The following is a 26,642-nucleotide window of genomic DNA, read 5'->3' as shown; positions in this document are numbered from 1 at the left end:
AAAAGTGGCGTGCAAAAAAAAGCCCGGTCATAAGACCGGGCTCTTTATAAGTGAAGCGGCTGGTTTAGACCAGCTTCTCCAACTCAGGTACGGCTTCGAACAAGTCCGCCACCAGGCCGTAATCAGCCACCTGGAAGATCGGTGCTTCTTCGTCCTTGTTGATCGCAACGATCACTTTGGAATCCTTCATACCGGCCAAGTGCTGGATCGCGCCGGAGATGCCGACGGCGATGTACAGCTGTGGCGCCACGATCTTGCCGGTCTGGCCGACCTGCATATCGTTGGGTACGAAGCCTGCGTCGACCGCCGCGCGCGAAGCGCCGACTGCCGCGCCCAGCTTGTCGGCCAGGGCGTACAGGTGCTTGAAGTTGTCACCGTTCTGCATGCCACGTCCGCCGGAAACGACGATCTTGGCAGCGGTCAGCTCAGGACGGTCCGACTTGGCCAGTTCTTCGCCAACAAAGCTGGAAGTGCCAGCATCGTGAGCAGCGGAAACAGCCTCAACGGCAGCCGAACCACCTTCGGCGGCAACTGGGTCGAAACCGGTGGCACGCACGGTGATGACTTTGACGGCAGCAGTCGATTGCACGGTGGCAATGGCGTTACCGGCGTAGATCGGGCGCTTGAAGGTGTCGGCGCTTTCGACCGAAACGATCTCGGAGATCTGGTCAACGTCCAGCTGCGCAGCAACGCGTGGCAGGATGTTTTTGCCGTTGGAAGTGGCGGCAGCCAGGATGTGGCTGTAGCCAGTACCTAGCTCTGCAACCAGAGGGGCAACGTTTTCCGGCAACTGGTGCGCGTAGGCAGCGTTATCGGCCAGCAGTACTTTGCTCACGCCCGCGACTTTTGCTGCGGCTTCAGCCACGGCGCCAGCGCCTTGACCAGCGACCAGTACGTGGATGTCGCCACCGATTTTGGCGGCAGCAGCAACGGTGTTCAGGGTGGCCGGGGCCAGCACCTTGTTGTCGTGTTCTGCGATTACCAAGATAGTCATTGTTAGATTACCTTCGCTTCGTTTTTCAGTTTCTCGACCAGTTCAGCCACCGACTTGACCTTGATACCCGCGCTGCGTGCAGCTGGCGCTTCGACTTTGACGGTCTTGTTGGTGGAGGCGGTGGAAACGCCCAAAGCATCCGGAGTCAGCACTTCGAGCGGCTTCTTCTTGGCTTTCATGATGTTTGGCAGGGACGCATAACGCGGCTCGTTCAAACGCAGGTCGGTGGTGACGATGGCCGGCAGTTTCAGGGAAACCGTCTGCGCGCCGCCGTCGATTTCGCGGGTCACGGCAACGCTGTCGCCGCTGACTTCGACTTTGGAAGCGAAGGTGCCCTGGCCGTAACCGGTCAGTGCAGCCAGCATCTGGCCAGTCTGGTTGTTGTCGCTGTCGATGGCCTGTTTGCCAAGGATCACCAGTTGCGGCTGTTCCTTGTCGACAACGGCCTTGAGCAGCTTGGCAACGGCCAGCGAGGTCAGTTCTTCAGCGGATTCGACGAGTACGGCGCGATCAGCACCCAGCGCCAGAGCAGTACGCAACTGCTCTTGAGCAGTGGATGGCCCTACGGAAACGACGACGATTTCAGTCACAACGCCTTTTTCTTTCAGGCGTACGGCTTCTTCCACGGCGATTTCGCAGAAAGGGTTCATCGACATTTTGACGTTAGCCAGATCGACGCCGGAATTGTCCGCCTTGACGCGAACTTTCACGTTGTAATCGACAACGCGTTTGACAGCTACAAGAACCTTCATGGATTCCTCGTTACTCTCCGGTGAAAAGGAAGCCGCCCGGATAAACCTGGCGGTAGATGCTCAACGGCGCACAAGGGCACCTCTAAAAACGCAGGCCGTCATGACAGGTAACGTTGCACGTACTCAATAATAAAGACCGTTCGTCAGCGGTGACTGACAAGTCATTCATCGTCGCAACGTGTAAACTGCGCGCCAGCATTACGTGCGCGTCAACCTGCCCAAGCAGTGCCTTGTCTTTGGACGTGGCCTTGAAACCGGCAGTCCGCCTACGAGAAGCGCAAAACCGACCGTATATTGACCGGAACACCTTTTCCGGTCAATACAGCAAAATGGTCAGATATAAGCCGCGTTGCTTTGATTTACCTAGCTCGCGGGCAATTCAAACAAACGTTTGTATTGGACGCTGAGAGTGGTGTAGATATAATGCGCCACCTAGAGAGAAAGGTGGGTCGTCCCCTGCCCTTTTGTAAGAAATTGGCGCAGAAGACGACAGATAAAACACCGAACCTCCACCCATTAGAAAAAAAACTGTTGAGCCTTGAGTAGGAGATAGCCTGTGGAACGCGAATACATGGAATTCGACGTGGTCATCGTCGGCGCAGGGCCGTCGGGCCTGTCTGCCGCCTGCCGACTGAAGCAGAAGGCCGCCGAAGCCGGTAAGGAAATCAGCGTCTGCGTGGTCGAAAAAGGCTCCGAAGTCGGCGCACACATCCTGTCCGGTGCCGTGTTTGAGCCACGCGCCCTGAATGAATTGTTCCCAGACTGGAAAGAACTGGGCGCCCCGCTCAACACCCCAGTCGTGCGCGACGACATCTATGTACTGCGCAGCAGCGACAGTTCCACCAAGGTTCCAGATTTCTTTGTGCCCAAGACCATGCACAACGAAGGCAACTACATCATCTCCCTGGGCAACCTGTGCCGCTGGCTGGCCCAGCAGGCCGAGAACCTGGGCGTGGAAATCTACCCAGGCTTCGCCGCCCAGGAAGTGTTGTTCGACGAAAACGGCGTAGTGCGCGGGATCATCACCGGCGACCTTGGCGTGGACCGTGAAGGCCAGCCAAAAGACGGCCTGTACACCCCCGGCATGGAACTGCGCGGCAAGTACACGCTGTTCGCCGAAGGCTGCCGTGGGCACCTGGGCAAGCAACTGATCCAGCGCTTCAACCTGGACAGCGACGCCGACGTGCAGCACTACGGCATCGGCCTCAAGGAAATCTGGGAAATCGACCCGGCCAAGCATCAGCCAGGCCTGGTGGTCCACACCGCCGGCTGGCCGCTGGACATCATGAGCAACGAGAACACCGGTGGCTCTTTCCTCTATCACCTGGAAAACAATCAGGTGGTCGTAGGCCTGATCGTCGACCTGTCCTACAGCAACACCTTCCTGTCGCCGTTCGATGAGTTCCAGCGCCTCAAGCATCACCCGGTGCTGGCCCAGTACCTGGAAGGCGGCAAGCGCATCAGCTACGGCGCGCGCGCCCTGGCCAAGGGCGGCATCAACTCGCTGCCGAAGATGATATTCAAAGGCGGCGCCTTGATCGGTTGTGACCTGGGCACCATGAACGTGGCCAAGATCAAGGGCAGCCATACCGCAATGAAGTCCGGCATGCTCGCCGCCGACGCCGTGGCTGATCGCCTGTTCGCCGAGTCTGAAGGCGGCGATGAACTGACCGCCTACGTCGACAGCTTCAAAGCCAGCTGGCTCTACGAAGAACTGTTCGCCACCCGCAACTTCGGCCCGGCGATGCACAAGTTCGGCCCGATCATCGGTGCTGGCTTCAACTGGTTCGACCAGAACATCCTCGGCGGCAAAATGCCGTTCACCCTGCATGACACCAAGCCGGACTACGCCTGCCTCAAGCTGGCCAAGGACAGCCAAAAGATCGACTACCCAAAACCCGACGGCAAGTTGAGCTTCGACAAGCTGAGCTCGGTGTTCCTCTCCAGCACCAACCATGAAGAAGAACAGCCGTGCCACTTGAAACTCAAGGACCCGAGCATCCCGATCGGCACCAACCTGCCGCTTTACGATGAACCGGCGCAGCGTTACTGCCCGGCCGGCGTGTACGAAGTCATCACCAAGGAAGACGGTGAGAAGCGCTTCCAGATCAACGCCCAGAACTGCGTGCACTGCAAGACTTGTGATATCAAGGACCCTTCGCAGAACATCACCTGGGTGACACCGGAAGGCGCGGGCGGGCCGACTTACCCGAATATGTAAGCCATCTGCTTGAACATGAGGCTCTCCACTGGAGAGCCTTTTTTATGGCCGACACAAATCTAATGTGGGAGCGAGCAAGCCCCCACATTTAGATAGAGGCATCTCCGAGATTTATGCGGCGCGTTCTTCACCCGGGTTACGCTCGAAATAGCGTTTATATTCCCGACTGAACTGCGACGTACTCTGATACCCCACGTTGTGCGCCGCCTGCGCCACGCCCATGCCTTCCACCAGCAACAGCTGTTGGGCCTTGAGCAGGCGCAGACGCTTGAGGTACTGCACCGGCGACAACAAGGTGCAACGTTTGAAGTGCTCATGGAACGTCGACGCACTCATATGCGCATAACCGGCCAAGGTCTCGATGTTCAGGGGTTCGGCGTAATGGGCATGCAGGTGGTTCAAGGACGTGGCAATCCGCGAGAACTGCCCCTGCTGCTCCACCAGGGCGCGCAGTACGTCGGCCTGAGGCCCACGCAGTGCGGTGAACAATAATTCCCGCACCCGCGCCGGCCCCATGATCCGGGCCTCCAATGGATCGTGCAGGCACTGCAACAGGCGCTCGACGCAACCGCGCATCGCGTCATCCAGTACCACCGAGCTCATCGACTCCAACGTCTGCGCCGTCGGCGGTGGCCCGGCCTGCATGCCCATGGCCATCACCAACTCGCCCAACACCACCCGATCAATACCCACAGTCACCCCATACAGCGGGGCATCGGCGGCCATGGCAAACGTCTCGCACTCGAACGGCACCGGCATTGCCTGGATCAGGTAATGCCCGGCGCCGTACTCCAGCGTCCTGGGGCCCAGGTAGGCGACCTTGCTGCCCTGAGCCACGAACATAAGGCTCGGTTCGTAGATCTGCGGGCCGCGTGCGACGTCGCAACTGGCGCGCAACACCTTCACACCCGCCAGGTGAGTCGGGGAAAAACCATCGCGGGGCGTCAGCCCCTCAATCAAGGAAACCAGCGTGGCGTTGGCATCAAGATGGCGAGTCAACAACATGGCAAAAACTTCGCGAAAAAGGGATGAGAACATCATCGCAGGTCTGGCGGCCAATGAATCCAATCCAGGGGCACTCCCGGACGAATAGGCATGAGACTCGGAGCATTTGCCATGTTCGCCCACCGGGTCCACGCGCAGAATTCGCCACCTTTCCCGTCCAAGCTTTTGCGAGGTTTTCACCATGTACACCGCCATCGGTTACGCCGCCCAGTCGGCCACCACTCCCCTCGCCCCCATGTCTTTCGAACGCCGCAGCCCGCGGGCCGATGACGTGGCAATCGAGATTCTTTACTGCGGCGTCTGCCACTCCGACATCCACCAGGCTCGCAACGAATGGGGCATCGCCGTCTACCCGCTGATGCCGGGCCATGAGATTGTCGGCAAGGTCACGGCCGTCGGCGCCAGCGTCAGCGCGCATAAAGTCGGCGACCTGGTCGGCGTGGGCTGCATGGTGGACTCGTGCCGCCACTGCGAAGCCTGCAAATCGGACCTGGAGCAATACTGCCTCGAAGGCCCGACCATGACCTATGCCACCCCGGATCGCGTGGACGGCAGCAACACCATGGGCGGCTACTCCGATAGCATCGTGGTCAGCGAGCACTTCGTGGTGAAGATTCCGGCCAAGCTCGACCTGGCCAGCGCCGCACCGATCCTCTGCGCAGGCATCACTACCTACTCGCCGCTCAAGCACTATGGCGTCAAGGCCGGCGACAAGGTCGGGATTCTCGGCATGGGCGGCCTGGGCCATATGGGCATCAAGTTCGCCAAGGCCATGGGCGCTGAAGTGACGCTGTTCACCCGCTCCGCGAGCAAGGCAGAAGAAGGCCGGCGCCAGGGCGCCGATCACGTGATCGTGTCAACCGATGCCGAGCAGATGAAAGCCGCCGCCGGGCATTTTGATTTCCTGCTGGACACCATCCCGGTGCAGCACGACCTCAACCCCTACCTCGATACCCTGCGCTTTGACGGCGTGCATATCCTGGTGGGTTTGATCGAGCCGGTAGACCCTCCGGTCAACGCTGCCAAGCTGGTGCTGGGCCGTAAAGTGCTGGCCGGCTCACTGATCGGCGGCATTGCCGAAACCCAGGAAGTACTGGATTTCTGCGCCGAGCATGGCATTACCTGCGACATCGAAATGCTCGATATCCGCCAGATCAACGAAGCCTATACACGCATGATTGCTGGCGACGTGAAGTACCGCTTCGTGATCGACATGACCACCCTGAAGGCTTGATCAGGCCTTCGCCCCCAACTCCGCTGACAGCCGTGCTGCGACCTGTTTGACCAAAGGAATCAGCTCGGCCATTTTTTCCAGCGGCATGTAGGGCACCGTACTGGCGATGCTGATGCCGGCGACAATCCGCCGGCTGGCATCGCGCACGGGCGCGGCCACACAGCGGATCGACGGCTCGTTGTCTTCCAGGTCGAACGCATAGCCGCCCGCGACATAGTCGCGCATGCGTTGCTCGAATTGCTCCCAGGATTGTTCCGGGTGCTGCGGCCAGTGCAGGTTTTTCCCGCCTACCGGCAAGCTGGCCTGATACAGGCGCTGCCATTCCTCTTGCGAATCATCGAGCAACAAGGCCTTGCCGATCCCGGTACGTGCCAGGGGCATGCGGTGGCCGACCCGCGAGCGCATTTCCGGGCCGTTGCGCCCAGGATTCTTGTGCAGGTACAGCACATCGTCGTATTCACGGATCGCCAGGTGGATGGTGTCGCCGGTCAGCGCCGACAGCTCATCCAGATAAGGCATCGCCAGCGTCACCAGCGGCAGTTCTTCCCGGGCCTGGAAGCCCAACTCGATCAGCTTGGGGCCCAGCAGGTAGCCGACTTGCGGCACTACCCGCAGGTAGCGTTCGTCCACCAGGCAACTGGCCAGGCGATGCGTGGTGCTGCGAGTGGTGCCGATGCGCCGGGCAATCTCCTTGAGATCCCGCGCCCCGGACGCCACCGCCTGCACCACGCCCAGGCCGCGCAACAGGGTCTGGGTGCCCGTGGGCGCGGAGTCTTTGGCGGGCGTCGGTGGGTTTTCCTGCATGTCGGAGCCTATCTGGAAATGCGAAAGCGGCGGCCATTATGGCAAATGCCGGGCCTCATAACAGGGCCGATCTCAGCCTTGGGCAAACTCACGCAACGCATCGCCTTCCATGCGGTAGCGCACCCACTCTTCCTGGGGTTGGGCGCCGATGGATTTGTAGAACGCAATGGCCGGTTCGTTCCAGTCCAGCACGCTCCACTCAAAGCGCCCACAGCCATTGTCGTAGGCGATCTTCGCCAGGTGGCGCAGCAACTTCTTGCCCGCCCCACCCCCGCGCTGCTCCGGGTTGATGTACAGGTCTTCCAGATACAGGCAGTTGCTGCCAAGCCAAGTGGAGTAGCTGAAGAAGAACACCGCAAAACCAATCGGCAAGCCATCGCGCAGGCAGATCAGGCCATGGGCGGTGGCACCTTCGCTGAACAGGCTGCGCTCGATATCCACCACGCTGGCGATCACTTCGTGGCGGGCTTTTTCGTACTCGGCCAGTTCAGTAATAAAGGTCAGGATCTGCGCAGCATCGCTGGGTACGGCGGGACGGATCTCGATGGTCATGAACAGGCCTGCGGCTAAAAAAGAAAGGACACATACTAAGGCGCTTTGATGACCGCTTGCAGGGATTTATGCACGCGATTACTCCGCTGCGCAGCAATGCTGACGCCAGTAACCACAGAACAAAGCACGGGGTGGCCCGTGGTAAAAAGTCCGCCATAAATCCAACAAACCCCAAGGCTTGCCCATGCGCCCCTCTGCTCCAGTTGGCGGAACGCTCTTCGCCCTGTTCTGCCTTGCCAGCTACCTGCTGTCACTGTCGTATGGCTCGACGTTTTTGTTGTCGCTGCTGATCGATTCCAGAGGCGGCAATGAACACGACGCCGGCAGCGTGATTTCCATGGCGATGCTCAGTACGTTTATCGCGGTGATTGCATCCGGGCACCTGGCCGATGCCCTGGGTGCCGCGCGCTCAATTGCCTGCCTGGGGACCCTGCTGGTGGTGGCCTGCCTGGGCTTTGCCCTGACGCCGGGTTTTGGCCAGGGCCTGATGTTGTTTGGCCTGACCCTCGGGCTGGGCTGGGGCGTGTTCTACACCCTGGGCCCGATCATCGTGGCGATGCTGGTGGCGCCCAGCCACAGGGCCAAGTATTTCGCCTGGCTGTCGGGGAGCATGATGACCGGCATCGGTTCGGGCCCCCTGTTGGGGCGGGCGGCCAGCGCCATGGGCCTGCCTCTGGAAAGCGCATTTTATATTGCAGCTCTCGCCAGCCTGGTGGGCGTGCTGATGTTCTGGCGCCTGGGCAGCTATCTCAAGCAGCAACCCAACTTGTTGGGGACTGGCACCGTGTCGAAAATCTCCTGGGCCAGCACCCGGCGCGTACTGGGGTCGAAGGCGGCATTCGCGATCATCATGGTTGGCCTGGGCGGCTGTGTGTTTGGCGGGCTGTCGAGTTTCCAGACCAGCTACGCGGCAAGTCAGGGGCTGGATTACTCGCTGTTTTTCCTGGGCTTCATGGGCGCGGCGATCACCAGTCGATTGTTGATTGCCAGCGTGGTGGTCAAGCGGGATGCGTACTGGTCGGCCTGTGTGTTATCCGGATTGATGCTGGTGTCGATCCTGATGTTCAGCTTCGGCGTGCATGACAGCTTCAGCTACTTGCTGGCGGCTATCACCTTGGGAGTGGGTTACGGCCTGACCTATTCAGTGATCAACGGCCTGGCCGCCAACGAAGCGCCAACTGCCAGCACGCCCCAAGCCTTGCTGCTGTTCAGCCTGTCGTACTTTATCGGGGTGTTCGGGTTTCCGCTGCTGGCGGGCAAGCTGATTGTCGAGCATGGCGTGCCAACCCTGCTCGCCAGTGTATTGGGCATCGCCTTGCTCAACTGGCTGATCACGGTGCTGCGCCTGATTTGGCGCCGGGTGTCGAAACACAAAATCTTACAGGTGACCTAGCACCGTTCGTCGTGATCCAGGCACCAACAATAAGAGTGGGCTGACCAACCTAAGGTAAGGACTTTATTCCTATGGAGGCTCCACCATGAATACTTCCAAAGTGACTGCCCTCGCGTTCGCTGGCTTGCTGTCTGCGGTGTCCCTGGCCAGTGTTGCGGCAACCGACCCTTCCACCGGCAAGACCGACCCTATTGGCAGCCCGCCCAACCCCGCCACCCAAGAAACCGAGAACTCCATGGGCACCGGGCTCGATACCAATGGCGGAGCCATCATCCAGGACGGCGCCGACCCACGCACCCGAGGCAATGACGGCAACCGCCAGGGCCTGGGCACCGATGTCGAGAACGGCAAGATCGGCCCCGGCAAGAATGCCACCCCAAGCGGCAACGATGACAACCTGCCCGGCGCGCCAAAACAGCCTTGAGCCACTGGCCGACAGACGAACACTACCCCACCACTGACCCTGAAGAGGTATGCATGAACGTCGATAAAAACCTTGAGAAAGAAGTCCTCACCCGCTTGCTGCACGCGCACCCGAATGGCTTGGGCAAGGAGGTGCTGGATAACTACCGGGGCGAAAAAGTCGTGGCCAGTACCCTGGCGATCCTTCAGGACCGCGGGCTGATCAAGGAAGGCCACGTGACCTGTAACGAGGCCGGCGAACACGCATTGCACCTGCCGATCAAACTGACAGCATCCGGCGTGGACGCGGCGCGCAAGCTCGAAGACGCGTAATAAACGGTTTGCCGGCGATAGCGGTGTACCTGGTGATGATCTAGCGCTAGGCAGGCCGTCATCGCTGGCAAGCCAGTTCCTACAAACATTCCAAACCTATGCAGGAGCCGGCTTGCCGGTATCAGTCCCTGGGCTCCAGGCCTATCGGGAAGAACACCCCGCCACTCCAGACGCCCAGCCAACTCTCGCCGTCGATCCGGCGTGTTACTGCCAGTTCCACCAACTGGTAGAACACGTTGCGGTGGACCAGCGCCTCAAGGTTGTTGCGCACCAGCACGTAGGGCGAAGGCTCCTGAGTGTCTGGATCAATCACCACCCGCAACGGATGCGCCGGGCCGGCTTCGATCAGGTCTTCGACATTGGAGGTAAACCGCAGGAGCTGGTTCTCGCCATCGCCCTCGACCTCCAGCGACACGGCCACAAAGGGCGCGTCATCCACCTTGATCCCGACCTTTTCCACCGGCGTGATCAAGAAGTAATCATCGCCATCGCGACGGATGATGTTGGAGAACAGCTTGACCATCGGTTTGCGCCCGATAGGCGTGCCCAGGTAATACCAGGTGCCATCACGGGCGATGCGCATGTCGATATCGCCACAGAAATCCGGGTTCCACAGATGAACCGGAGCCGGTCCCTTGCCCTTGGGCAACTGCGCCAACAAATCATTGGCCTTGGCCGAATCCGTCATGCTGTTCTCCTCTGAATTACTGGTCGCTCATGCCCAACAGGCTGCGGGCGTACTGGCGCAGCGGTGGGCCAAGCAGATCTTCGGGTTTGTTGTCATGGAACGTCAGTAAACCGCCACGACTGCGAATCCGTGCAGTATCGATCAAATATTGGGTGCTGGTCTCGATCAACATGATCTGGATGACCCCGCTGTCGACGCCCAGTCGGTCCAGGGCTTCCTGATCGGCCCACTCATCTGCATTGCCGATGCGATCATCGGCCTTGGCGAACCGCGTATACAACAGGTAATGGGCGCCTACCTCGCGGGCTTCGGCCATGGCCTGCTCCAGCCCTTGCGGGGCGCGGGCGCGGCGGACCATGGGGAAGTATTCGATAAAGCCATTGAAGGCTTCCTCGGCCACCACATTGGGACGCGGATAGGCACTGCCCGGCGGCGTGAACGCGCCCTGGGCGATAAATACAAACGAATCGGGCTGTATGCGAACCGAGTTGGATCGACGGGTGTCGCTGTGATCCAGCAAACCGGCATCGCTCATCTGATAGCGAGTGCCTTCGGCCATATCGCTGACTGTCATGCAGCCACCCAGCGCGAACGACGCCAGCAACAAAACCAGACTACGCATCCTATCCTCCAGGAGCCGGTGACGGAAAACCGGCGAATGGGCACCAGATGCAGATTTTGCGCCAGCTTGCCTGGCTACCCGCCAATGATCTTCATCACGGTCGCCCCGCCGGAAAACGCCACTTCCTGCTTGTCGCCCAAGGCCTTGACCAGCAGGCGCTGTAACGCCGGCAGGGCCTGGTGGCGCGGCTTGTCCAACAGGTCGCCGACATAGTGGCGGTTGCTCGACGACAGGCAGCCGTGCAACCAGCCGGTCGAGGAGAGGCGCAGGCGCGAACAGGTACGGCAAAACGGCACGCTTTCATTGGCGATCACGCCGAAGAAGCCCTGACCGGGAATTTCATAGCGCACGGCCGTGGCATCTACCGGGGCGTCAGCCTGCAGGTATTCGTGATGTTCGCCAATCAGGCTCAACAGTTGCTGCAGGCTGACGAACTGTTGCAGGAACGCGTTGGAGTCACTGGCAAGGTGGCCCATGCGCATCAACTCGATGAAACGCAGTTCATAGCCGCGCTCCAGGCAATACTCCAGCAGGGGCATGACCTGGTCGAGGTTCTGCCCGCGCAACGGCACCATATTGACCTTGATCTTGATTCCCGCCGCACGCGCCTGGTCCATGCCATCGAGGACCGTGGCCAGGTCGCCCCCCCTGGCGATCCCGCGAAAGGCAGCGGCATCGAGGGTGTCGAGGGAAACATTGATACGGCGAATACCGGCATCGACCAGTAATGGCAACTTGCGCGCTAGTAACTGGCCATTGGTGGTCAAGCTGATATCGCTCAAGCCCATCTGCCCGACGGCCTGCATAAAGGTTTCGAGCTTGGGACTGACCAGCGGCTCGCCGCCGGTGATGCGCAGACGATCGATGCCCGCAGCCTCGATCAGGTAGGCCACCCCACGGGCCATGGCCTCGGCCGAGAGCTCGTCCTGCGCAGCCACCAACCGCTTGCCGTTGGGCACGCAGTAGGTACAGGCGTAATTGCAGGCTGAGGTCAGGCTGATCCGCAAATTGCGAAAACGCCTGCCTTGACGATCAACGATCATGGATCACTCCGGCAGCGGATAATTCGGGCGCGCTAAAACCTGACTCATAAATCAGATTTTAGCAAGGTCCTTGCCTGAGTATATTCCTGGGTTACTACATACGGCAGTAAATCAACCGGCCATTGTCCGGATGAATGCCTTATGTGGCAGGCGTCTCGGGGTTCGGCAGGTCGGTGCTGTGCTTGCGCTTGTTGCCCATGCGTACGCCGATGTCCATCAGGAACTGGAAGAAGCCTTCCTGGTCTTCCAGCACATTGCTCCAGAATGGCGAGTGGTACAGCGCCACGGCACCGTGCACCAACGCCCAGGCGGCGCAGTAGTGGAAGTAAGGCGGCACATCTTCCAGCTTGCCTTCACTGATCCGGCCCTTGATCAGCAGGGTCAGGCGCTCGAAGTTCGAAGCACGGATCTTGTGCAACTCCTCGACCATTTCCGGCACTTGGTGGCCCTTGACCACCTTTTCTTCGAGGCGGTCGAACAGGCGGTAACGCTGCGGGTCACGCATGCGGAACTCAAAGTAAGCCCGGGACAGCGCTTCCTTGTCTTTGTCGACATCGGCCGAGTGCAGCAGCTCGTTCAAATCGCGCTCGTAATCGAGCATCAGGCGCAAGTAGATCTCGGCCTTGGACTTGAAGTGCTTGTAGATCGTGCCTTTGCCGATACCCACGGCATCCGCAATCATCTCGACGGTGACGCTGTCTTCACCCTGTTCGAGGAACAATTTGAGCGCGGTGTCGAGAATTTCCTGCTCACGGCGGCGAAACTCACGGACCTTACGGGGTTCTTTGTGCATAGAAAGAGGTCTGCAGAGGTCAGTATTGGGAGGGTTGAATGCCCCGATGACGGAACGTTTTACCCGGTGCGAGGGATTATCCCGACTGGGCGGTCGTTGGGCAACGTCTATATGAACAACCCATACACTAAACTTACAGCCCGCCAACGAATCAAGCGATATGGGTCAGAAATAAAACACAGGTTCGCGCAATGTATTGCCGCTCAATGAGAACTCAAGCGAAGCGCACGTATTCCAAATCTGTTTAAAAAACGATCAGATGCGGCTGGACTGCACGGGATACTGATCAATACTTCATCTGTCGGTGTGACATCTCCCCCAAGTGAAACACCGATAGGGGTACCAATGGACCGCGTACCTTTATTTACTCCTAATGGTCTTAACCCGGATTCACCCCCCAGAACCCGGGTTTTTTTTGCCTTGGATTCAGCGAACGTGCGCCAACGGGAACAGGCGCTTGAAGTTCTCGGTGGTCTGCTCGGCAAAACGCTCGACAGACTCGCCGCGCAGCATCGCCAGGTAATCCGCCACATCCCGCACGTATTCCGGGAGGTTCGGTTTACCGCGATGGGGGATTGGCGCGAGGTAAGGCGAATCGGTTTCCACCAGCAGACGATCCGCCGGCACCTGGCGCGCCACATCCCGCAGGGCATCAGCATTGCGGAAGGTGACAATCCCCGACAGGGAAATATAGAACCCCAGGTCGAGCGCCGCCTTGGCCATCTCCCAGTCTTCGGTAAAACAATGCAACACGCCCGCCTGGGGCAGCGCCGCCTCGCGCAGCAAGGCCAGGGTGTCGGCACGGGCGCCACGGGTATGGACGATCACTGGTTTACCGGTCTGCTGCGCCGCTTGCAGGTGCAGGCGGAACGAGGCCTGCTGCAAATCGGCGGCTTGCGGCTCGTAGTGGTAATCCAGGCCGGTCTCGCCAATGGCCACCACTCGCGGGTGATTGAGTTCGCCCAGCAGCCAGTCGAGGGCCGGGGCTTCGCCAGGCTTGAGGTCCAGGGGATGGATGCCTACCGAGCAATCCACGTCGGCATAGCGCTCAGCCAGGGCCTTGACGTCGGCGGCGTTCTCGGCGCTGACGCCGATGCACAGGAAATGCCCGACGCCACGCTGACGTGCGGCGTCGAGGGCGGCATCCAGGGAACCGCCGTGGGCGGCGAGGTCGAGGCGATCAAGGTGGCAATGGGAATCTACGAGCATAAGAAGTTACAACTTGCGTCACAGGAAGTGTCTGGCCAACGAGACATCCGTCAGCCCCGAGAATATCAACGTCGGCCGAGTAACCCGACCCACTGCACCAACAGTGCCTCAAGCAACAGCACCCGGTTCAGGTTGGCCTTGCCCAGGACCTTCTGGCGCTGGGCGAGGATCCAGTCCTGAATGTTCAAAACCTTGTCCTGGGCGCTCTTCTGCGCCAGGTACTGCACGACCTTGCGCATGTCCATCAAGCCCAGGCCGCTCTCATCCTGAGTCAGTTGATAGCGCAGGATCAAGCTGGACCAATCACAGAACCAGTCAAACAGCAGCAACAGCGGCACGTCTTTCCAGCCCTCGGCCAGTTGCGTGGCAGACTGTTCTTGCTTGAGTAGCTTCTTCACCCCGTCGACCACCAGCGCACGCTGCTCGCGTACGCCCTGGGCCTGCAGGCTGACCGCCGCCAAGGGTGAGCCGGCCGCCAGGGTCAGCAATTCAACCCGTTCCTGCTCACTGCACTCCGGCAAGGCCTGGCCCAGCCATTGCAAACTCATGGACTCGCTCGGCAGCGGGCAGGCCTGTTGCACGCAACGACTGCGAATCGTCGGCAGCAAACGGCTGGACTGATGACTGACCAGCAGCAGCACGGTGTCGCCCGAGGGCTCCTCAAGGCTCTTGAGCAAGGCGTTCGCGGCGTTGATGTTCATCGACTCCACCGGCTCGATCAGCACCACCTTGCGCCCGCCCATCTGCGCGGTCTGCACCACGAAGCTCACTAGGTCACGCACCTGGTCGACCTTGATCGCCTTGTCGGCCTCTTCAGGCTCCAGCACGTAGTTGTCCGGATGGCTGCCGGCCTTGAGCAGCAGGCACGATTTGCATTTTCCGCACGCCTCCAGCCCTGCTGGCTGCTGACACAGCAGGCGAGCCATCAAGCGCTCGGCCAAGGCGCGCTTGCCGATGCCTGCCGGCCCATGGAGCAGATAGGCATGGGCATGCTGGGCACGTCCGGCCAATTGCTGCCATAGGCTGTCCTGCCACGGATAGGCTTCAGCCACGGTAAAGCTCCAACAGTTTCGGGAGCAGCGCATCGATGGCCTGTTGCACTTGCTCCAGCGGTTGCGCGGCATCCAGCAAGCAATAGCGCGACGGTGCAGCTTCGGCACGCTGGAGGTACGCCGCGCGCACCGCTTCAAAAAATGCCCGGCCTTCCAGCTCGAAGCGGTCCAGGCGACCACGGGCGCTGGCCCGCGCCAGGCCGACGTCCACCGGCAGGTCGAAGACCAGGGTCAGGTGCGGGCGCAGATCGCCCTGGACAAAGGTCTCCAGGGTCGCGATGCGCTCCAGGGACAAGCCACGGCCGGCGCCTTGGTAGGCGTAGGTGGAATCGGTAAAGCGGTCGCAGATCACCACCGCACCACGGGCCAGCGCCGGCCGGATCACTTCGGCCAGGTGCTGGGCACGCGCGGCAAACACCAGCAACAACTCGGTGTCCGGGTTCATGACCTCGTCGCCAGTGGCCAGCAACACCTCGCGGATCTTCTCCGCCAAGGGCGTGCCGCCGGGTTCGCGGGTCAGCAGCACCTCGATCCCTGCGGCCCGCAAGCGCTCGGCCAGGTATTCACGGTTGGTACTCTTGCCGGCGCCTTCCGGGCCTTCCAGGGTAATAAACAAGCCAGTCACAGGCAGTCCTTAATCAGAGTCATTGCGGGCTTTGCGCGGGCGCAGCTTCAGGCGCGACAGGCTCAACGGTCGCAGGTGTGGCCGGCGCAGGGCTGGAGCGATAATCGGCGCGACGCTTGAGTTGGTACTCGCGCACCGCCGCATTATGGGCATCCAGGCTATCGGAAAAAATATGGCTGCCATCGCCCCGCGCCACGAAATACAGGCTGCTGCCCGGTACCGGATTCAACGCGGCATGGATCGCTTCGCGGCCGACCATGGCAATCGGCGTCGGTGGCAAGCCGCTGATCATGTAGGTGTTATAGGGCGTGGCTTCTTTCAGGTGCGCGCGCGTCAACTTGCCGTTGTAGCGCTCGCCCATGCCGTAGATCACGGTGGGGTCGGTCTGCAGCAGCATGCCGATCTTCAGACGCCGCACAAACACCCCGGCAATCTGCCCACGCTCTTCAGGCACGCCGGTTTCCTTCTCGACCAGCGATGCCATGATCAGCGCCTGGTAGGGGTCGGTATAGGGCGCATCCGGGGCACGTCGGCTCCATTCCTGCTCAAGTACATCGTCCAGGCGGTTGTAGGCTTTCTTCAAGAACTCGACATCGGTCATGCCGCGCACGAAACGGTAGGTATCAGGGAAGAACCGCCCCTCCGGGAAGACGTCGGGATGGCCGATTTTTGCCATCACCTCGCGGTCACTCAAGCCCGTCAGGGTCTGCTCGATCTTTTCGTGCTTGGCCAGCGCACTGCGCACCTGGCGGAAGTTCCAGCCCTCCACCAGCGTCAGGCTGTACTGCACCACTTCACCGCGTTGCCACAGGCCGATCAGGCCCTGGGCCGTCAGGCCTGGCGTCATGCGGTACTCGCCACTGTGCAGTGGCTGACCCTCAAGATTGAAGCGCCAGTAAAGGCGCAGCCAGAAGGCATCCTCAAGTACACCGTCGTTTTCCAGACGATTGAAAGTCCCGGTAGGGGTCGCACCAGTCGCTACATCCAGCAATTGCTCCTGGGACAGATTCAGCGGCTGCTTCAAGGCCGAGTCCAGCTTCCAGGCCGAAAAGCCCAGCAGCAAACCCGCCAGGACCAGACCGATCTCCAGCAGCAATACAATTTTACGTCTCAAATCAAACACCCAATAGCGCGCGAACAATGCCCTGCAGTTTACGGGTGAGCGGCCCAGCCGACCAGCTCATTGGCCCACATCCAAGCACCGGCCAAATGCCATATACGCTGTTGCAGACGAACACTTCATCAGCCTGTTGCAACTGCGCAAGGCTGATATCGGCAACGGTGGTGACAATGCCCAACCCCTCGGCCCTGGCCAACAGCTCGGCACGCATGACGCCGGCCACGCCGCAACGGCTCAGGTCGGCCGTCAGCAACTGGCCGTCATGCACCAGGAACAGGTTGCTGAACACGCCTTCGATGACGCGCCCGGACATATCCAGCATCAATCCTTCCACGTGATCGGCATCTTGCCACTCGGCGCGGGCCATGACCTGTTCGAGGCGGTTTAGGTGCTTGAGACCTGCGAGCAAAGGTTGCTCGGACAAACGGGTAGCGCATGGGAACAGGCGAACGCCTGAAGAACCATGAGCCTGGGGATAGGTGGCAGGCGGGCTGCCTTGCAGAATACGGCGCACCGAGGCGCCAGCGTTGATGCCATAACCCCGCTGGCTATCGCCACGGGTGAGGATCAACTTGAGTACGCCATCGCCCATGGCTGCGGCAAAGGCCAGCACTTCGCTGCGGACCAGTTCCTGGTCTGCGGCAAGCGCAAGGCGCCTGCAACCCTCGTCGAGGCGTTGCAGGTGACGATCAAGCAGCACGGGCTGCCCGGCCTTGACTGCGATGGTTTCAAACAGACCATCGCCGTAGGCCAGGCCGCGATCTTTCAGCGGCACGGCGTCCGCTGGCTGACCGTCGACCCAGCTGTGCATCACTCGGCGAACCGGCGGAACACCAGGGAACCGTTGGTACCGCCAAAGCCGAACGAGTTGGACAACACCACGTCGATCGGCATTTTCTGCGGCTCGTGAGGCACGAAGTTCAGGTCGCAGCCCTCATCTGGTTCATCAAGGTTGATGGTCGGCGGCGCGACCTGATCCTTGATTGCCAGCACGCTGAAAATCGCTTCGACCGCACCTGCCGCACCCAACAGGTGACCGGTCATGGACTTGGTGGAGCTGACCGCCAGCTTGTAGGCGTGCTCGCCGAATACCGACTTGATGGCCTGGGCTTCCGCCAGGTCGCCCGTCGGCGTCGAGGTGCCGTGGGCGTTGATGTACTGCACTTGATCGACGTTGATCTTCGCGTCGCGCAGGGCATTGCTGATGCAACGCGCGGCGCCCGCACCGTCGGCAGGGGGCGAGGTCATGTGGTACGCATCGCCACTCATGCCAAAACCGATCAGTTCGGCATAGATCGTCGCGCCACGGGCCTTGGCGTGCTCCAGCTCTTCGAGGACCAGGGCACCGGCACCGTCGGACAGTACAAAGCCATCACGGCCCTTGTCCCACGGACGACTGGCGCGGGTCGGCTCGTCATTGCGCGTCGACAGCGCACGGGACGCGCCGAAGCCACCCATGCCCAGGCCGCAGGCAGCCATTTCGGCGCCACCGGCGATCATCACGTCAGCCTCGTCATAGGCGATATTGCGCGCCGCCATGCCGATGCAGTGAGTGCCCGTGGTGCACGCCGTGGAAATGGCGTAGTTAGGCCCCTGGGCACCCAGATGGATGGACAGGAAGCCGGAAATCATATTGATGATCGAGCCCGGGACGAAGAACGGTGAAATTCGACGAGGGCCGGATTCGTGCAACGTACGGCTGGTTTCTTCGATATTGGTCAAACCGCCAATACCCGAGCCCATGGCCACGCCAATGCGCTCACGGTTGGCATCGGTCACTTCCAGGCCGGCGTTACGCACCGCCTGAAAACCGGCTGCCAGGCCGTATTGAATGAACAGGTCGAGTTTGCGGGATTCTTTGATCGAGAGATATTCCTCGACATTGAAGCCCTTTACCGAGCCGCCAAAACGGGTGGAATAGGCAGAAAGGTCCGTATGTTCAATCAGACCAATACCACTGTGGCCAGCCAGAATGCCCTGCCAACTGCTCGGCACATCCGTACCCAGTGGCGACAACATACCCATACCGGTGACTACGACGCGTCTACGCGACACAGCACTCTCCTTTTTCTTGATGACGACACTTGAGCTGACTTTTCATCAGAGCTAATGAAAAAACCGCACGCCGTTATAGCAGTGCGGTTTTTCCATAACAGCAAGCGACGATTACAAACTATTACGCCTGGTGGCTAGTAACGTAGTCGATAGCAGCTTGAACAGTAGTGATTTTTTCAGCTTCTTCGTCCGGGATTTCGGTCTCGAATTCCTCTTCCAGAGCCATCACCAGCTCAACGGTGTCAAGGGAATCGGCACCCAGGTCTTCTACGAAGGAAGCAGTGTTGGTCACTTCTTCTTCTTTAACGCCCAGTTGCTCGGCGACGATTTTCTTGACGCGCTCTTCGATGGTGCTCATACCTTGTTTAACTCCTAATGGACAAATTCAGGCAGCTGGCCAGTGGGTAAGTGTATAGAAAGGCTTTTCAGCTTTTCAACTGAAAGCTTCACCCTCGTACCCTACCGACCACCTGTCTATAAATAGATTGCAGCTTTATAACGGATTTTAGACAGCTCGTATGACATTTTTTTGAAGCGATCCGTCACAATTTAACTCATGTACATCCCGCCGTTCACCGGGATTGTAGCCCCAGTCACGTATGCCGCACCGTCAGACGCCAGGAAAGAGACCACATTGGCGATCTCTTGGGCCTGGCCCAGACGGCCCAGCGGAATTTGCGTCAGCAACGCTTCACGCTGCGCTTCAGGCAATTCGCGGGTCATATCGGTATCGATAAACCCTGGAGCCACCGAGTTGACCGTAATCGACCGCGAGCCGACTTCACGCGCCAGGGCACGGCTGAAACCTTCCAGGCCGGCCTTGGCAGAGGCGTAGTTTACTTGGCCTGCGTTGCCCATGGCACCCACTACGGAGCCAATATTGATAATTCGACCCCAACGCGCCTTGGTCATGCCGCGCAAAACACCCTTGGACAGGCGAAACAGACTGTTCAAGTTGGTATCGACCACGTCGTACCACTCGTCGTCTTTCATGCGCATCATCAGGTTGTCGCGGGTAATACCGGCGTTGTTCACCAGAATGGCTGGCGTCCCGAACTGTGCAGTGATCTGCGCCAGCACGGCAGCCACGGACTCATCGCTAGTCACGTTGAGTTCCAGGCCAGTGCCCTGCACGCCGTTTTCCTTGAGGGTTGCCGCGATACGCTCGGCGCCGGAGGCGGAGGTCGCAGTACCGATCACTACCGCGCCCTGACGGCCCAGTTCCAGGGCAATCGCCTGGCCAATGCCACGGCTTGCGCCGGTAACCAGTGCAACTTTACCTTGCAGACTCATGCAGGCTTCTCCTTAGTTCAGGCCAGTGCGGCGCGGGCGGCTGCGAAGCCATCCGGGGTATTGAGATTGGAAGTCGACACGCCTTCGGCGCAGCGCTTGTTGAGACCGGCCAGGACTTTGCCCGGACCACACTCAACCAGTTGAGTAGCGCCCTTGGCAGCCAGGGTCTGAACCGACTCAACCCAGCGCACCGGCTTGTACAGTTGCTCCAGCAGGTCACGCTTGAGGGTTTCGAGGTCGGGAGCCACGTCGGCGCTGACGTTTTGTACCAACGGGATCTGCGGCGCCTGCCAGTTGATGGCTGCGATGGACTCGGCGAAACGCTCGGCCGCCGGGCGCATCAACTCGCAATGGGATGGCACGCTGACCGGCAGTGGCAATGCACGTTTGGCACCGCGGGCCTTGCAACCTTCGATGGCACGCTCGACCGCAGCCTTGGCACCGGCGATCACCACCTGGCCAGGGGAGTTGAAGTTCACCGCGCTGACCACGTCGCCCTGGGCCGCTTCGGCACAGGCTTCGATCACCACGGCGTCGTCCAGGCCCAAAATAGCGGCCATGCCGCCCTGCCCGGCCGGAACAGCCTCTTGCATCAGTTGACCACGGCGCTCTACCAGCTTGACCGCCTCAGCGAGGGTCAGGCTGCCTGCGGCGACCAAGGCGCTGTACTCGCCCAGGCTGTGGCCGGCGACAAAAGCCGGGCGTGCGCCGCCTTCAGCTAGCCAGACACGCCACAGCGCGACAGAAGCCGTCAGGATCGCCGGCTGGGTTTTATCGGTTTGGTTGAGCAGTTCTTCCGGCCCGTCCTGGGTCAATGCCCAAAGGTCGTAGCCCAAGGCAGCGGAAGCTTCCTTGAATGTTTCCAGGACCAGCGGGTATTGCGCGCCCAGCTCGGCCAACATGCCGAGGGACTGCGAACCCTGCCCTGGAAAGACGAATGCGAGGGATGTAGACATGTAACAAGCCCCTAATGATCTGGTCGTCGGTGAATTGACGCCCCACAGCTGGGAGCGCAAGAAACTGACAGATTGGATGGTCAATTGAACTGACCGGTCACATTTAAGCATTCTCGGCCCGATTCGCCTAAGGCAACAGATCCTCAAGACGGCCATGCAAGCGTTGCGGCAGGTTCTCCTGGATCTCGATCAGCGCGCGCGCAATGGCACTCTGAAAGCCCTGGACCCCTGCCGAACCGTGGCTTTTTACCACAATGCCCTGCAAACCGAGGAAGCTTGCGCCATTATGCCGCGCCGGGGCCAGGTCCGCCTGCAGGCGCCGCATCAAGGGTAGCGCCAGGGCACCCACCAGCCGGGAAACCAGGTTGCGCTTGAACAACGCCTCGATCCGCGCGGCAATCATCGTTGCCAGGCCTTCGCTGGATTTGAGCAGAATATTTCCGACAAAACCGTCACAAACCACCACATCGGCCTCGCCGCGATACAACCCATCGCCCTCGACAAACCCGATGTAGTTCAAGCCCCGCGCCTGTTGCAACAGGCTGGCGGCCAACTTGACCTGCTGGTTGCCCTTGATGTCCTCGGTACCGATGTTCAGCAAAGCCACGCGCGGACGCACCACACCCAGCGCTTCGGCCGCAACCGACCCCATCAGGGCAAAGTGCAACAGGTGCTCGGCGCTGCAATCGACATTCGCTCCCAGGTCCAGCAACTGACAGTAGCCACGCTGTGTCGGGATCGCCGCGACCATCGCCGGCCGATCAATGCCCGGCAGAGTTTTCAGCACATGACGGGACAAGGCCATCAAGGCCCCGGTGTTGCCGGCACTGACACAGGCCTGGACCTTGCCATCACGCAGCAACTCAAGGGCTACGCGCATGGAGGAATCGGGCTTGCCACGCAGGGCCTGGGCTGGCTTTTCATCCATGCCGATGGTTTCGCTGGCTGGCGTTATCGTCAGGCGCGCGCGATCCACAGCCGGATGGCTGGCAATCAGTTCTTCAAGTAGGGAAGGTTGACCGACAAGGGTCAGGTGCAGCGAGGGCGTAGCGGACAGGCTGGCAATGCACGCCTGAACAATGCTGCGGGGACCGAAGTCCCCGCCCATTGCGTCAATCGCGATGACTTGAGCAGACAAGTGATTACTCGTCAGCGCCCTTGTCGATCACTTTACGGCCACGGTATACGCCTTCTGGCGATACGTGGTGACGCAGGTGAATTTCACCGGTGGTTTTTTCTACAGACAGAGTGCTTGCCGTCAGGGCATCGTGGGAACGACGCATGTCACGGGCAGAGCGGGATTTTTTGTTCTGCTGAACAGCCATAATTGATTAACTCCTAAACGTTTGGGTCACGCTTTAACTGCGCCAATACACTGAACGGGTTGGACCGCGTTACCTCGTCCTCGCTCGGTTCGGACTCGTCATCGAGCCCCGCCGGCTGCTGGCATTCTTCCGGATGATGAGCAGGCACAATGGGCAAGGCGAGCAGAAGCTCCTCCTCGATCAGTGCATGCAGATCCAAAGGATCTTCGCCCAGTTCCAGCACGTCATAACCTTTCGGCAACGACTGGGTATTCGCACCCTCTTTCACCACAGCATAACTGCATTCGCTGTGGATCGGCAGGGTGACCAGCTCAAGACAACGCTGGCAAACCATTTTGACCTCGGTGTCGATAAAGCTGTGAATTACCACAGATCTACGTTCATCTCGTTCAAAAACGAATTTAGCCTGCACCGTACCGACATTGTCGGAAAGCGGGTCGCAGAGTCTCTCCAAATCGGCCAGCAACACTTCACCTTGAAGGGTGGTGCCACGATCAGCCAATTTGCGCGGGTCAACGTGAGGTGGAATCGGGTCATTCAACATAGGCGCAGCATTATAGGGATGCACCCGCCCATGTCAAAGGAAATTCAGCCCTGTGCGCCAGACTGCCCACTCGCTAGAATCCGCGACTGCCTTGAGGAGAGCCACATGTTGCCTTTATTACTCGCTTCCAGCTCGGTTTATCGCCGAGAACTGTTGAATCGCCTGCAGCTGCCGTTCATCTGCAGCTCTCCGGATATCGACGAAAGCCATCGTGCAAATGAGTCCGCGGTCGACCTGGTCAAGCGCCTGGCTGAAGAGAAAGCCCGCGCCCTCGCCAACAGCCATCCAGGGCACCTGATCATCGGCTCGGACCAGGTCGCGGCGCTGGATGGCCAGATCATCGGCAAGCCCCACACCTTTGAAAAGGCCCGTGAACAATTGCTGGCGGCCAGCGGCCGACAGGTCAGCTTCCTGACCGGCCTGGCATTGCTCAATAGCGAGACCGGGCGCTGCCAGGTGGACTGCGTCCCCTTCACCGTCACAATGCGCCAACTGGAGCCGGCGCAGATCGAGCGCTACCTGCGGATTGAACAGCCCTACGATTGCGCTGGCAGCTTCAAGGCTGAAGGGCTGGGGGTGAGCCTATTTCAAAGCACCGAAGGCCCGGACGCCACCAGCCTCATCGGCCTACCGTTGATTCGCCTGGTAGATATGCTGCTGGCCGAAGGTGTGCAGGTACCGTAGACCACCACAAACCCCATGCGAGAGGGGGCTTGCTCGCGAATGCGGCGTGTCAGATACACAGCCAGTGACCGACACTGCACATTCGCGAGCAAGCCCGCACCACACTTTGAGCTATGCCAACCTGAGATCAGCGCAGGGTCGGGCCCTGGAAGCCCATATACAGCGCCAGCTTCTCCGCCACACTGGCACCCAGACGCTTGGAGAAGCGATCGAACGGCGATTCCTGGACGGTGAAGTCCACCAATTCCTTCTCGCCAATCACATCCCGCGCCACCGAACTGGCACTGCCCAGGCCATCGATCAAGCCCAATGGCAAGGCCTGTTCGCCAGACCAGATCAGCCCGGAGAACAACTCCGGATGTTCTTTATCCTTGAGCCGCTCACCGCGCCCCTGCTTGACGCTCGCAATGAACTGGCGATGGGTGGTGTCGAGCACGCTCTGCCAGAACTGGGTTTCGTCAGCCTTTTGTGGCTGGAACGGGTCGAGAAACGACTTATGCTCGCCCGAGGTGTAGGTACGCCGCTCAACCCCCAGCTTCTCCATGGCCCCGACAAACCCGTAGCCGGCCGCCGTCACGCCAATGGAACCCACCAGGCTGGCCTTGTCGGCGTAAATCTGGTCGGCAGCACTGGCAATGTAATAGGCGCCCGAAGCCCCCAGATCAGAGATCACCGCGTACAGCTTGATCTCAGGATGCAACGCGCGCAGGCGGCGGATTTCGTCATAGACATAGCCAGACTGCACCGGACTGCCACCCGGGCTATTGATGCGCAGCACCACACCCTTGACCTTGGGATCCTCGAAGGCGGTGCGCAGGCTGCTGACGATATTGTCGGCGCTGGCAGACTCCTTGTCGGCAATCACCCCGCGCACCTCGATCAGCGCGGTGTAGCTGCCGCTGCGGGCGGCGCTTTTTTCCATATCCACCAAGGGACTGAACAGCACCAACATGCCGATCAGGTAGGTAAAGGTCAGGAGCTTGAAGAAGATCCCCCAGCGCCGCGCCCGACGCTGCTCCTGGACACCCGCCAGCAGGGTTTTTTCCAGCAGTTTCCAGCTTTTATCATCGCCATTGTCGGCAGCGGCCTTGGTCGGCGCCTTCCACTCATCGGTCATGCCATCTACCCCAGCAAAAACTTAACGGGCCTGGTTGAGCCAGGCGTGCAATTGGGAAAACCTGTCAATCGTCAGGCGCGGCTCGTAAGCCTGCAGCGCTTGCGGGGACTGGGCGCCATAACTGACGGCAACACTGTCCATGCCGGCATTGCGCGCCATCAGCAGGTCAAACGAGGCATCGCCGACCATCAACGACTCACGGGCAGAAACGCCGCAATGGGCCATGATCTGCTCCAGCATCAACGGATGAGGCTTGCTCGCGGTTTCATCGGCGGCCCGTGTGACGTCGAAGTAATATTCCCAGCCATTGGCCTTGAGCACCCGATCCAGCCCGCGCCGGGCCTTGCCGGTGGCCACTGCCAGGTGATAGCCCTGCTCACGCAATGCCGCCAGGGACTGCACCACCCCATCGAACAAAGGCGAAGGTTCGGACTCAAGGGCAATGTAGTGATCGGCGTAGTGCTCGCGGAACGCTACCAGTTCACTGTCGGATATCTGCGGGTACAAGGTACGAATGGCTTCGGGCAAACCCAGGCCAATGATGCCCTTGACCGCCAGGTCACTGCACAGCTCAAAGCCGGAGCGGGTCGAGGCCATATGCATGGACTCGACAATCCGGCCAATGGAATCGCACAGGGTGCCATCCCAGTCAAAAATCAGCAGTTTATAGTCAGGGCGCGACACTCAGGCGCTCCACGGTCTTGGCCCACATCTCATCGACGGGCGCCTGTAACTTCAATTCACCACCATCTGGCAACGGCACCGTCAGCATGTAGGCGTGCAGGAACAGGCGCTTGCCGCCCAGATCACGGATTTCCTTGGAGAACCCCTCGTCGCCATACTTGGTATCGCCAGCAATACAGTGGCCGGCGTGCAAGGTATGTACGCGAATCTGGTGGGTACGCCCGGTCACCGGCTTGGCCTCGACCATGGTCGCAAAGTCGCCGAAACGCCGTAGCACCTTGAACAGGGTCAGCGCCTCCTTGCCCTCCTCGTCCACTTCGACCATACGCTCGCCGGATCGCAGGTTGCTCTTCTGCAACGGCGCACGCACGCTCTTGATCGACGATGCCCAATTGCCACGCACCAGGGCCATATACCGCTTGTCCACGCCATCGCCGCGCAAGGCGGTATGCAGGTGGCGCAACATGCTGCGTTTCTTGGCGATCATAAGAAGGCCGGAGGTATCGCGATCCAGACGATGGACCAACTCCAACTCCTTGGCATCCGGACGCAACTGACGAAAGGCTTCGATCACCCCGAAATTCAGGCCGCTGCCGCCATGAACCGCAATGCCACACGGCTTGTTGATCACGATCAGCTTGTTGTCTTCGAAGACAATCGAGGCTTCGAGGCGTTGCAACAGGCCCTGGGCCAGCGGCACGGGCTCGTCACGCTCAGGCACCCGCACAGGCGGCACGCGGACGATATCGCCCGCCTGCAGCTTGTACTCAGGCTTGATCCGCCCCTTGTTCACCCGCACTTCGCCTTTACGCAAAATGCGATAAATCAAGGTCTTGGGCACGCCTTTGAGCCTGGCCAGAAGAAAATTGTCGATGCGTTGGCCGGCATATTCCGGCGAGACCTCAAGCAGCTGGACGCTGGGGGTCGGGGGGGTGGTAGTCGTCATGGCGGGAATGATAACAATTTTTTATGGAATTGAAGCACTTAATCATTGCTGCTATAGTCGCGAACGCCGCCAAAAGCGGCCTGGACAGAGGACTCGCGGCAAACTGCCGCCCCTGACCATCGCAATTCATCAGGACGCGAGGCCGTCCTACGGGGCTCTTGCCACACTGGAAGGCTCAAGATTGTAACAAGCGCAG

30 protein-coding genes are annotated in these 26,642 nt (G+C 60.1%); 6 read left to right on the top strand and 24 right to left on the bottom strand.

Annotated features, from left to right (window positions below):
- Window positions 1-64: 64 nt before the first annotated feature.
- Together HKK57_RS17610 and HKK57_RS17605 are read right to left on the bottom strand one after the other, a co-directional pair.
- The gene (locus tag HKK57_RS17610) at window positions 65-994 is read right to left on the bottom strand and encodes an electron transfer flavoprotein subunit alpha/FixB family protein (RefSeq protein WP_169390491.1); all 930 of its coding nucleotides are present in this window, start codon (window positions 992-994) and stop codon (window positions 65-67) included.
- Window positions 995-996: 2 nt separating this feature from the next.
- Entirely contained in the window at window positions 997-1,746 is a 750-nt protein-coding gene (locus tag HKK57_RS17605; protein ID WP_029299657.1) for an electron transfer flavoprotein subunit beta/FixA family protein, read from the bottom strand.
- A gap of 556 nt (window positions 1,747-2,302) precedes the next feature.
- Between HKK57_RS17605 and HKK57_RS17600 the strand changes: the two genes are divergently transcribed.
- Window positions 2,303-3,967: an electron transfer flavoprotein-ubiquinone oxidoreductase gene (locus HKK57_RS17600; protein WP_070994632.1), complete on the top strand. Its 1,665-nt coding sequence runs from the start codon at window positions 2,303-2,305 to the stop codon at window positions 3,965-3,967.
- 111 nt (window positions 3,968-4,078) lie between these two features.
- Here HKK57_RS17600 and HKK57_RS17595 read toward each other — a convergent pair whose 3' ends face one another.
- Complete coding sequence (locus HKK57_RS17595; protein ID WP_029299660.1) at window positions 4,079-4,972, bottom strand: AraC family transcriptional regulator; 894 nt, start codon at window positions 4,970-4,972, stop codon at window positions 4,079-4,081.
- Between the two features lie 181 nt (window positions 4,973-5,153).
- Here HKK57_RS17595 and HKK57_RS17590 point away from each other — a divergent pair, with 181 nt between their 5' ends.
- Complete coding sequence (locus HKK57_RS17590) at window positions 5,154-6,206, top strand: NAD(P)-dependent alcohol dehydrogenase (protein WP_029299662.1); 1,053 nt, start codon at window positions 5,154-5,156, stop codon at window positions 6,204-6,206.
- On the opposite strand, the gene HKK57_RS17585 is transcribed toward HKK57_RS17590, so the two are convergent.
- Window positions 6,207-7,010, bottom strand: a complete 804-nt coding sequence (locus HKK57_RS17585) for an IclR family transcriptional regulator (protein WP_169390490.1) — start codon at window positions 7,008-7,010, stop codon at window positions 6,207-6,209.
- Window positions 7,011-7,082: 72 nt separating this feature from the next.
- Window positions 7,083-7,562, bottom strand: coding sequence for a GNAT family N-acetyltransferase (locus HKK57_RS17580; RefSeq protein WP_029299666.1), 480 nt, complete (start codon window positions 7,560-7,562; stop codon window positions 7,083-7,085).
- Window positions 7,563-7,746: 184 nt separating this feature from the next.
- Here HKK57_RS17580 and HKK57_RS17575 point away from each other — a divergent pair, with 184 nt between their 5' ends.
- The 3 genes from HKK57_RS17575 to HKK57_RS17565 all read left to right on the top strand — a co-directional run bounded on the left by HKK57_RS17575 (window position 7,747) and on the right by HKK57_RS17565 (window position 9,690).
- Window positions 7,747-8,955, top strand: a complete 1,209-nt coding sequence (locus HKK57_RS17575) for an MFS transporter (RefSeq protein WP_169390489.1) — start codon at window positions 7,747-7,749, stop codon at window positions 8,953-8,955.
- Window positions 8,956-9,040: 85 nt separating this feature from the next.
- A complete protein-coding gene (locus HKK57_RS17570) occupies window positions 9,041-9,379 on the top strand; it encodes a hypothetical protein (protein ID WP_070994635.1) in 339 nt (112 codons plus the stop codon).
- A 53-nt stretch (window positions 9,380-9,432) separates the two neighbouring features.
- On the top strand, window positions 9,433-9,690 hold the full coding sequence (locus tag HKK57_RS17565) for a hypothetical protein (protein ID WP_029299672.1): 258 nt from the start codon (window positions 9,433-9,435) through the stop codon (window positions 9,688-9,690).
- Between the two features lie 121 nt (window positions 9,691-9,811).
- Here the strand turns inward: HKK57_RS17565 and HKK57_RS17560 are convergent, their stop codons facing one another.
- The 16 genes from HKK57_RS17560 to HKK57_RS17485 form a co-directional block, all read right to left on the bottom strand.
- Window positions 9,812-10,378: a DUF1285 domain-containing protein gene (locus tag HKK57_RS17560; RefSeq protein ID WP_159908529.1), complete on the bottom strand. Its 567-nt coding sequence runs from the start codon at window positions 10,376-10,378 to the stop codon at window positions 9,812-9,814.
- A gap of 16 nt (window positions 10,379-10,394) precedes the next feature.
- The gene (locus tag HKK57_RS17555; RefSeq protein ID WP_029299675.1) at window positions 10,395-11,000 is read right to left on the bottom strand and encodes a DUF4823 domain-containing protein; all 606 of its coding nucleotides are present in this window, start codon (window positions 10,998-11,000) and stop codon (window positions 10,395-10,397) included.
- Window positions 11,001-11,074: 74 nt separating this feature from the next.
- On the bottom strand, window positions 11,075-12,043 hold the full coding sequence (locus HKK57_RS17550) for a GTP 3',8-cyclase MoaA (RefSeq protein WP_029299677.1): 969 nt from the start codon (window positions 12,041-12,043) through the stop codon (window positions 11,075-11,077).
- 139 nt (window positions 12,044-12,182) lie between these two features.
- Complete coding sequence (locus HKK57_RS17545) at window positions 12,183-12,836, bottom strand: TetR/AcrR family transcriptional regulator (protein WP_029299679.1); 654 nt, start codon at window positions 12,834-12,836, stop codon at window positions 12,183-12,185.
- A gap of 426 nt (window positions 12,837-13,262) precedes the next feature.
- Window positions 13,263-14,045, bottom strand: a complete 783-nt coding sequence (locus HKK57_RS17540; RefSeq protein WP_029299680.1) for a TatD family hydrolase — start codon at window positions 14,043-14,045, stop codon at window positions 13,263-13,265.
- A 65-nt stretch (window positions 14,046-14,110) separates the two neighbouring features.
- Window positions 14,111-15,097: a DNA polymerase III subunit delta' gene (locus tag HKK57_RS17535; protein ID WP_070994637.1), complete on the bottom strand. Its 987-nt coding sequence runs from the start codon at window positions 15,095-15,097 to the stop codon at window positions 14,111-14,113.
- Window positions 15,090-15,722, bottom strand: a complete 633-nt coding sequence (gene tmk, locus HKK57_RS17530; protein ID WP_029299683.1) for a dTMP kinase — start codon at window positions 15,720-15,722, stop codon at window positions 15,090-15,092. Before tmk ends, HKK57_RS17535 begins: the two co-directional genes overlap by 8 nt.
- Before the next feature lie 19 nt (window positions 15,723-15,741).
- A complete protein-coding gene (gene mltG, locus HKK57_RS17525; protein ID WP_154906774.1) occupies window positions 15,742-16,836 on the bottom strand; it encodes an endolytic transglycosylase MltG in 1,095 nt (364 codons plus the stop codon).
- A 1-nt stretch (window position 16,837) separates the two neighbouring features.
- Window positions 16,838-17,653 (bottom strand): aminodeoxychorismate lyase, encoded by an 816-nt coding sequence (gene pabC, locus HKK57_RS17520; protein ID WP_169390488.1) that lies wholly within the window; start codon window positions 17,651-17,653, stop codon window positions 16,838-16,840.
- Window positions 17,653-18,897 carry a beta-ketoacyl-ACP synthase II gene (gene fabF / locus HKK57_RS17515; protein WP_029299686.1) on the bottom strand — a complete coding sequence of 415 codons (1,245 nt, stop codon included), beginning with the start codon at window positions 18,895-18,897 and terminating at the stop codon, window positions 17,653-17,655. Before fabF ends, pabC begins: the two co-directional genes overlap by 1 nt.
- A gap of 121 nt (window positions 18,898-19,018) precedes the next feature.
- Window positions 19,019-19,255 carry an acyl carrier protein gene (acpP, locus tag HKK57_RS17510; protein WP_010165887.1) on the bottom strand — a complete coding sequence of 79 codons (237 nt, stop codon included), beginning with the start codon at window positions 19,253-19,255 and terminating at the stop codon, window positions 19,019-19,021.
- A gap of 191 nt (window positions 19,256-19,446) precedes the next feature.
- Complete coding sequence (gene fabG / locus HKK57_RS17505) at window positions 19,447-20,190, bottom strand: 3-oxoacyl-ACP reductase FabG (protein ID WP_029299688.1); 744 nt, start codon at window positions 20,188-20,190, stop codon at window positions 19,447-19,449.
- Between the two features lie 17 nt (window positions 20,191-20,207).
- Window positions 20,208-21,146 (bottom strand): ACP S-malonyltransferase, encoded by a 939-nt coding sequence (gene fabD, locus HKK57_RS17500; protein WP_070994640.1) that lies wholly within the window; start codon window positions 21,144-21,146, stop codon window positions 20,208-20,210.
- A 127-nt stretch (window positions 21,147-21,273) separates the two neighbouring features.
- Complete coding sequence (gene plsX, locus HKK57_RS17495; protein WP_081041812.1) at window positions 21,274-22,284, bottom strand: phosphate acyltransferase PlsX; 1,011 nt, start codon at window positions 22,282-22,284, stop codon at window positions 21,274-21,276.
- A 4-nt stretch (window positions 22,285-22,288) separates the two neighbouring features.
- A complete protein-coding gene (gene rpmF / locus HKK57_RS17490; protein ID WP_008152339.1) occupies window positions 22,289-22,471 on the bottom strand; it encodes a 50S ribosomal protein L32 in 183 nt (60 codons plus the stop codon).
- A gap of 13 nt (window positions 22,472-22,484) precedes the next feature.
- Window positions 22,485-23,015, bottom strand: coding sequence for a YceD family protein (locus HKK57_RS17485; protein ID WP_169390487.1), 531 nt, complete (start codon window positions 23,013-23,015; stop codon window positions 22,485-22,487).
- A 105-nt stretch (window positions 23,016-23,120) separates the two neighbouring features.
- Between HKK57_RS17485 and HKK57_RS17480 the strand changes: the two genes are divergently transcribed.
- Window positions 23,121-23,699, top strand: coding sequence for a Maf family protein (locus HKK57_RS17480; RefSeq protein ID WP_154906770.1), 579 nt, complete (start codon window positions 23,121-23,123; stop codon window positions 23,697-23,699).
- A gap of 127 nt (window positions 23,700-23,826) precedes the next feature.
- Here HKK57_RS17480 and HKK57_RS17475 read toward each other — a convergent pair whose 3' ends face one another.
- From HKK57_RS17475 to rluC, 3 genes are read right to left on the bottom strand one after another with little or no spacing between them, the layout of a single operon-like run.
- On the bottom strand, window positions 23,827-24,816 hold the full coding sequence (locus HKK57_RS17475; RefSeq protein WP_092237589.1) for a S49 family peptidase: 990 nt from the start codon (window positions 24,814-24,816) through the stop codon (window positions 23,827-23,829).
- 21 nt (window positions 24,817-24,837) lie between these two features.
- Window positions 24,838-25,500 (bottom strand): HAD-IIIA family hydrolase, encoded by a 663-nt coding sequence (locus HKK57_RS17470; RefSeq protein ID WP_169390486.1) that lies wholly within the window; start codon window positions 25,498-25,500, stop codon window positions 24,838-24,840.
- Window positions 25,487-26,446, bottom strand: coding sequence for a 23S rRNA pseudouridine(955/2504/2580) synthase RluC (rluC, locus tag HKK57_RS17465; protein ID WP_005790558.1), 960 nt, complete (start codon window positions 26,444-26,446; stop codon window positions 25,487-25,489). The genes HKK57_RS17470 and rluC overlap by 14 nt, the downstream gene beginning before the upstream one ends.
- Window positions 26,447-26,642 lie beyond the last annotated feature (196 nt).

It is taken from the genome of Pseudomonas sp. ADAK21, assembly GCF_012935735.1.
GTDB classification, from domain to species: Bacteria; Pseudomonadota; Gammaproteobacteria; order Pseudomonadales; family Pseudomonadaceae; genus Aquipseudomonas; species Aquipseudomonas proteolytica.
The sequence above is the reverse complement of the archived record's forward strand: the minus strand, read 5'-3'. Positions and strand labels throughout refer to the sequence as shown.

Coding starts and splice junctions, on each gene's coding strand:
- rpmF (WP_008152339.1), bottom strand. CDS start 22,471: ATGGCTGTTCAGCAGAACAAAAAATCCCGCTCTGCCCGTGACATGCGT.
- HKK57_RS17545 (WP_029299679.1), bottom strand. CDS start 12,836: ATGCACAAAGAACCCCGTAAGGTCCGTGAGTTTCGCCGCCGTGAGCAG.
- HKK57_RS17550 (WP_029299677.1), bottom strand. CDS start 12,043: ATGATCGTTGATCGTCAAGGCAGGCGTTTTCGCAATTTGCGGATCAGC.
- HKK57_RS17570 (WP_070994635.1), top strand. CDS start 9,041: ATGAATACTTCCAAAGTGACTGCCCTCGCGTTCGCTGGCTTGCTGTCT.
- HKK57_RS17475 (WP_092237589.1), bottom strand. CDS start 24,816: ATGACCGATGAGTGGAAGGCGCCGACCAAGGCCGCTGCCGACAATGGC.
- HKK57_RS17560 (WP_159908529.1), bottom strand. CDS start 10,378: ATGACGGATTCGGCCAAGGCCAATGATTTGTTGGCGCAGTTGCCCAAG.
- rluC (WP_005790558.1), bottom strand. CDS start 26,446: ATGACGACTACCACCCCCCCGACCCCCAGCGTCCAGCTGCTTGAGGTC.
- HKK57_RS17590 (WP_029299662.1), top strand. CDS start 5,154: ATGTACACCGCCATCGGTTACGCCGCCCAGTCGGCCACCACTCCCCTC.
- pabC (WP_169390488.1), bottom strand. CDS start 17,653: ATGCACAGCTGGGTCGACGGTCAGCCAGCGGACGCCGTGCCGCTGAAA.
- HKK57_RS17485 (WP_169390487.1), bottom strand. CDS start 23,015: ATGTTGAATGACCCGATTCCACCTCACGTTGACCCGCGCAAATTGGCT.
- HKK57_RS17610 (WP_169390491.1), bottom strand. CDS start 994: ATGACTATCTTGGTAATCGCAGAACACGACAACAAGGTGCTGGCCCCG.
- acpP (WP_010165887.1), bottom strand. CDS start 19,255: ATGAGCACCATCGAAGAGCGCGTCAAGAAAATCGTCGCCGAGCAACTG.
- HKK57_RS17555 (WP_029299675.1), bottom strand. CDS start 11,000: ATGCGTAGTCTGGTTTTGTTGCTGGCGTCGTTCGCGCTGGGTGGCTGC.
- HKK57_RS17480 (WP_154906770.1), top strand. CDS start 23,121: ATGTTGCCTTTATTACTCGCTTCCAGCTCGGTTTATCGCCGAGAACTG.
- HKK57_RS17595 (WP_029299660.1), bottom strand. CDS start 4,972: ATGTTGTTGACTCGCCATCTTGATGCCAACGCCACGCTGGTTTCCTTG.
- HKK57_RS17565 (WP_029299672.1), top strand. CDS start 9,433: ATGAACGTCGATAAAAACCTTGAGAAAGAAGTCCTCACCCGCTTGCTG.
- HKK57_RS17580 (WP_029299666.1), bottom strand. CDS start 7,562: ATGACCATCGAGATCCGTCCCGCCGTACCCAGCGATGCTGCGCAGATC.
- fabD (WP_070994640.1), bottom strand. CDS start 21,146: ATGTCTACATCCCTCGCATTCGTCTTTCCAGGGCAGGGTTCGCAGTCC.
- HKK57_RS17540 (WP_029299680.1), bottom strand. CDS start 14,045: ATGCTCGTAGATTCCCATTGCCACCTTGATCGCCTCGACCTCGCCGCC.
- fabG (WP_029299688.1), bottom strand. CDS start 20,190: ATGAGTCTGCAAGGTAAAGTTGCACTGGTTACCGGCGCAAGCCGTGGC.
- HKK57_RS17585 (WP_169390490.1), bottom strand. CDS start 7,010: ATGCAGGAAAACCCACCGACGCCCGCCAAAGACTCCGCGCCCACGGGC.
- HKK57_RS17575 (WP_169390489.1), top strand. CDS start 7,747: ATGCGCCCCTCTGCTCCAGTTGGCGGAACGCTCTTCGCCCTGTTCTGC.
- HKK57_RS17605 (WP_029299657.1), bottom strand. CDS start 1,746: ATGAAGGTTCTTGTAGCTGTCAAACGCGTTGTCGATTACAACGTGAAA.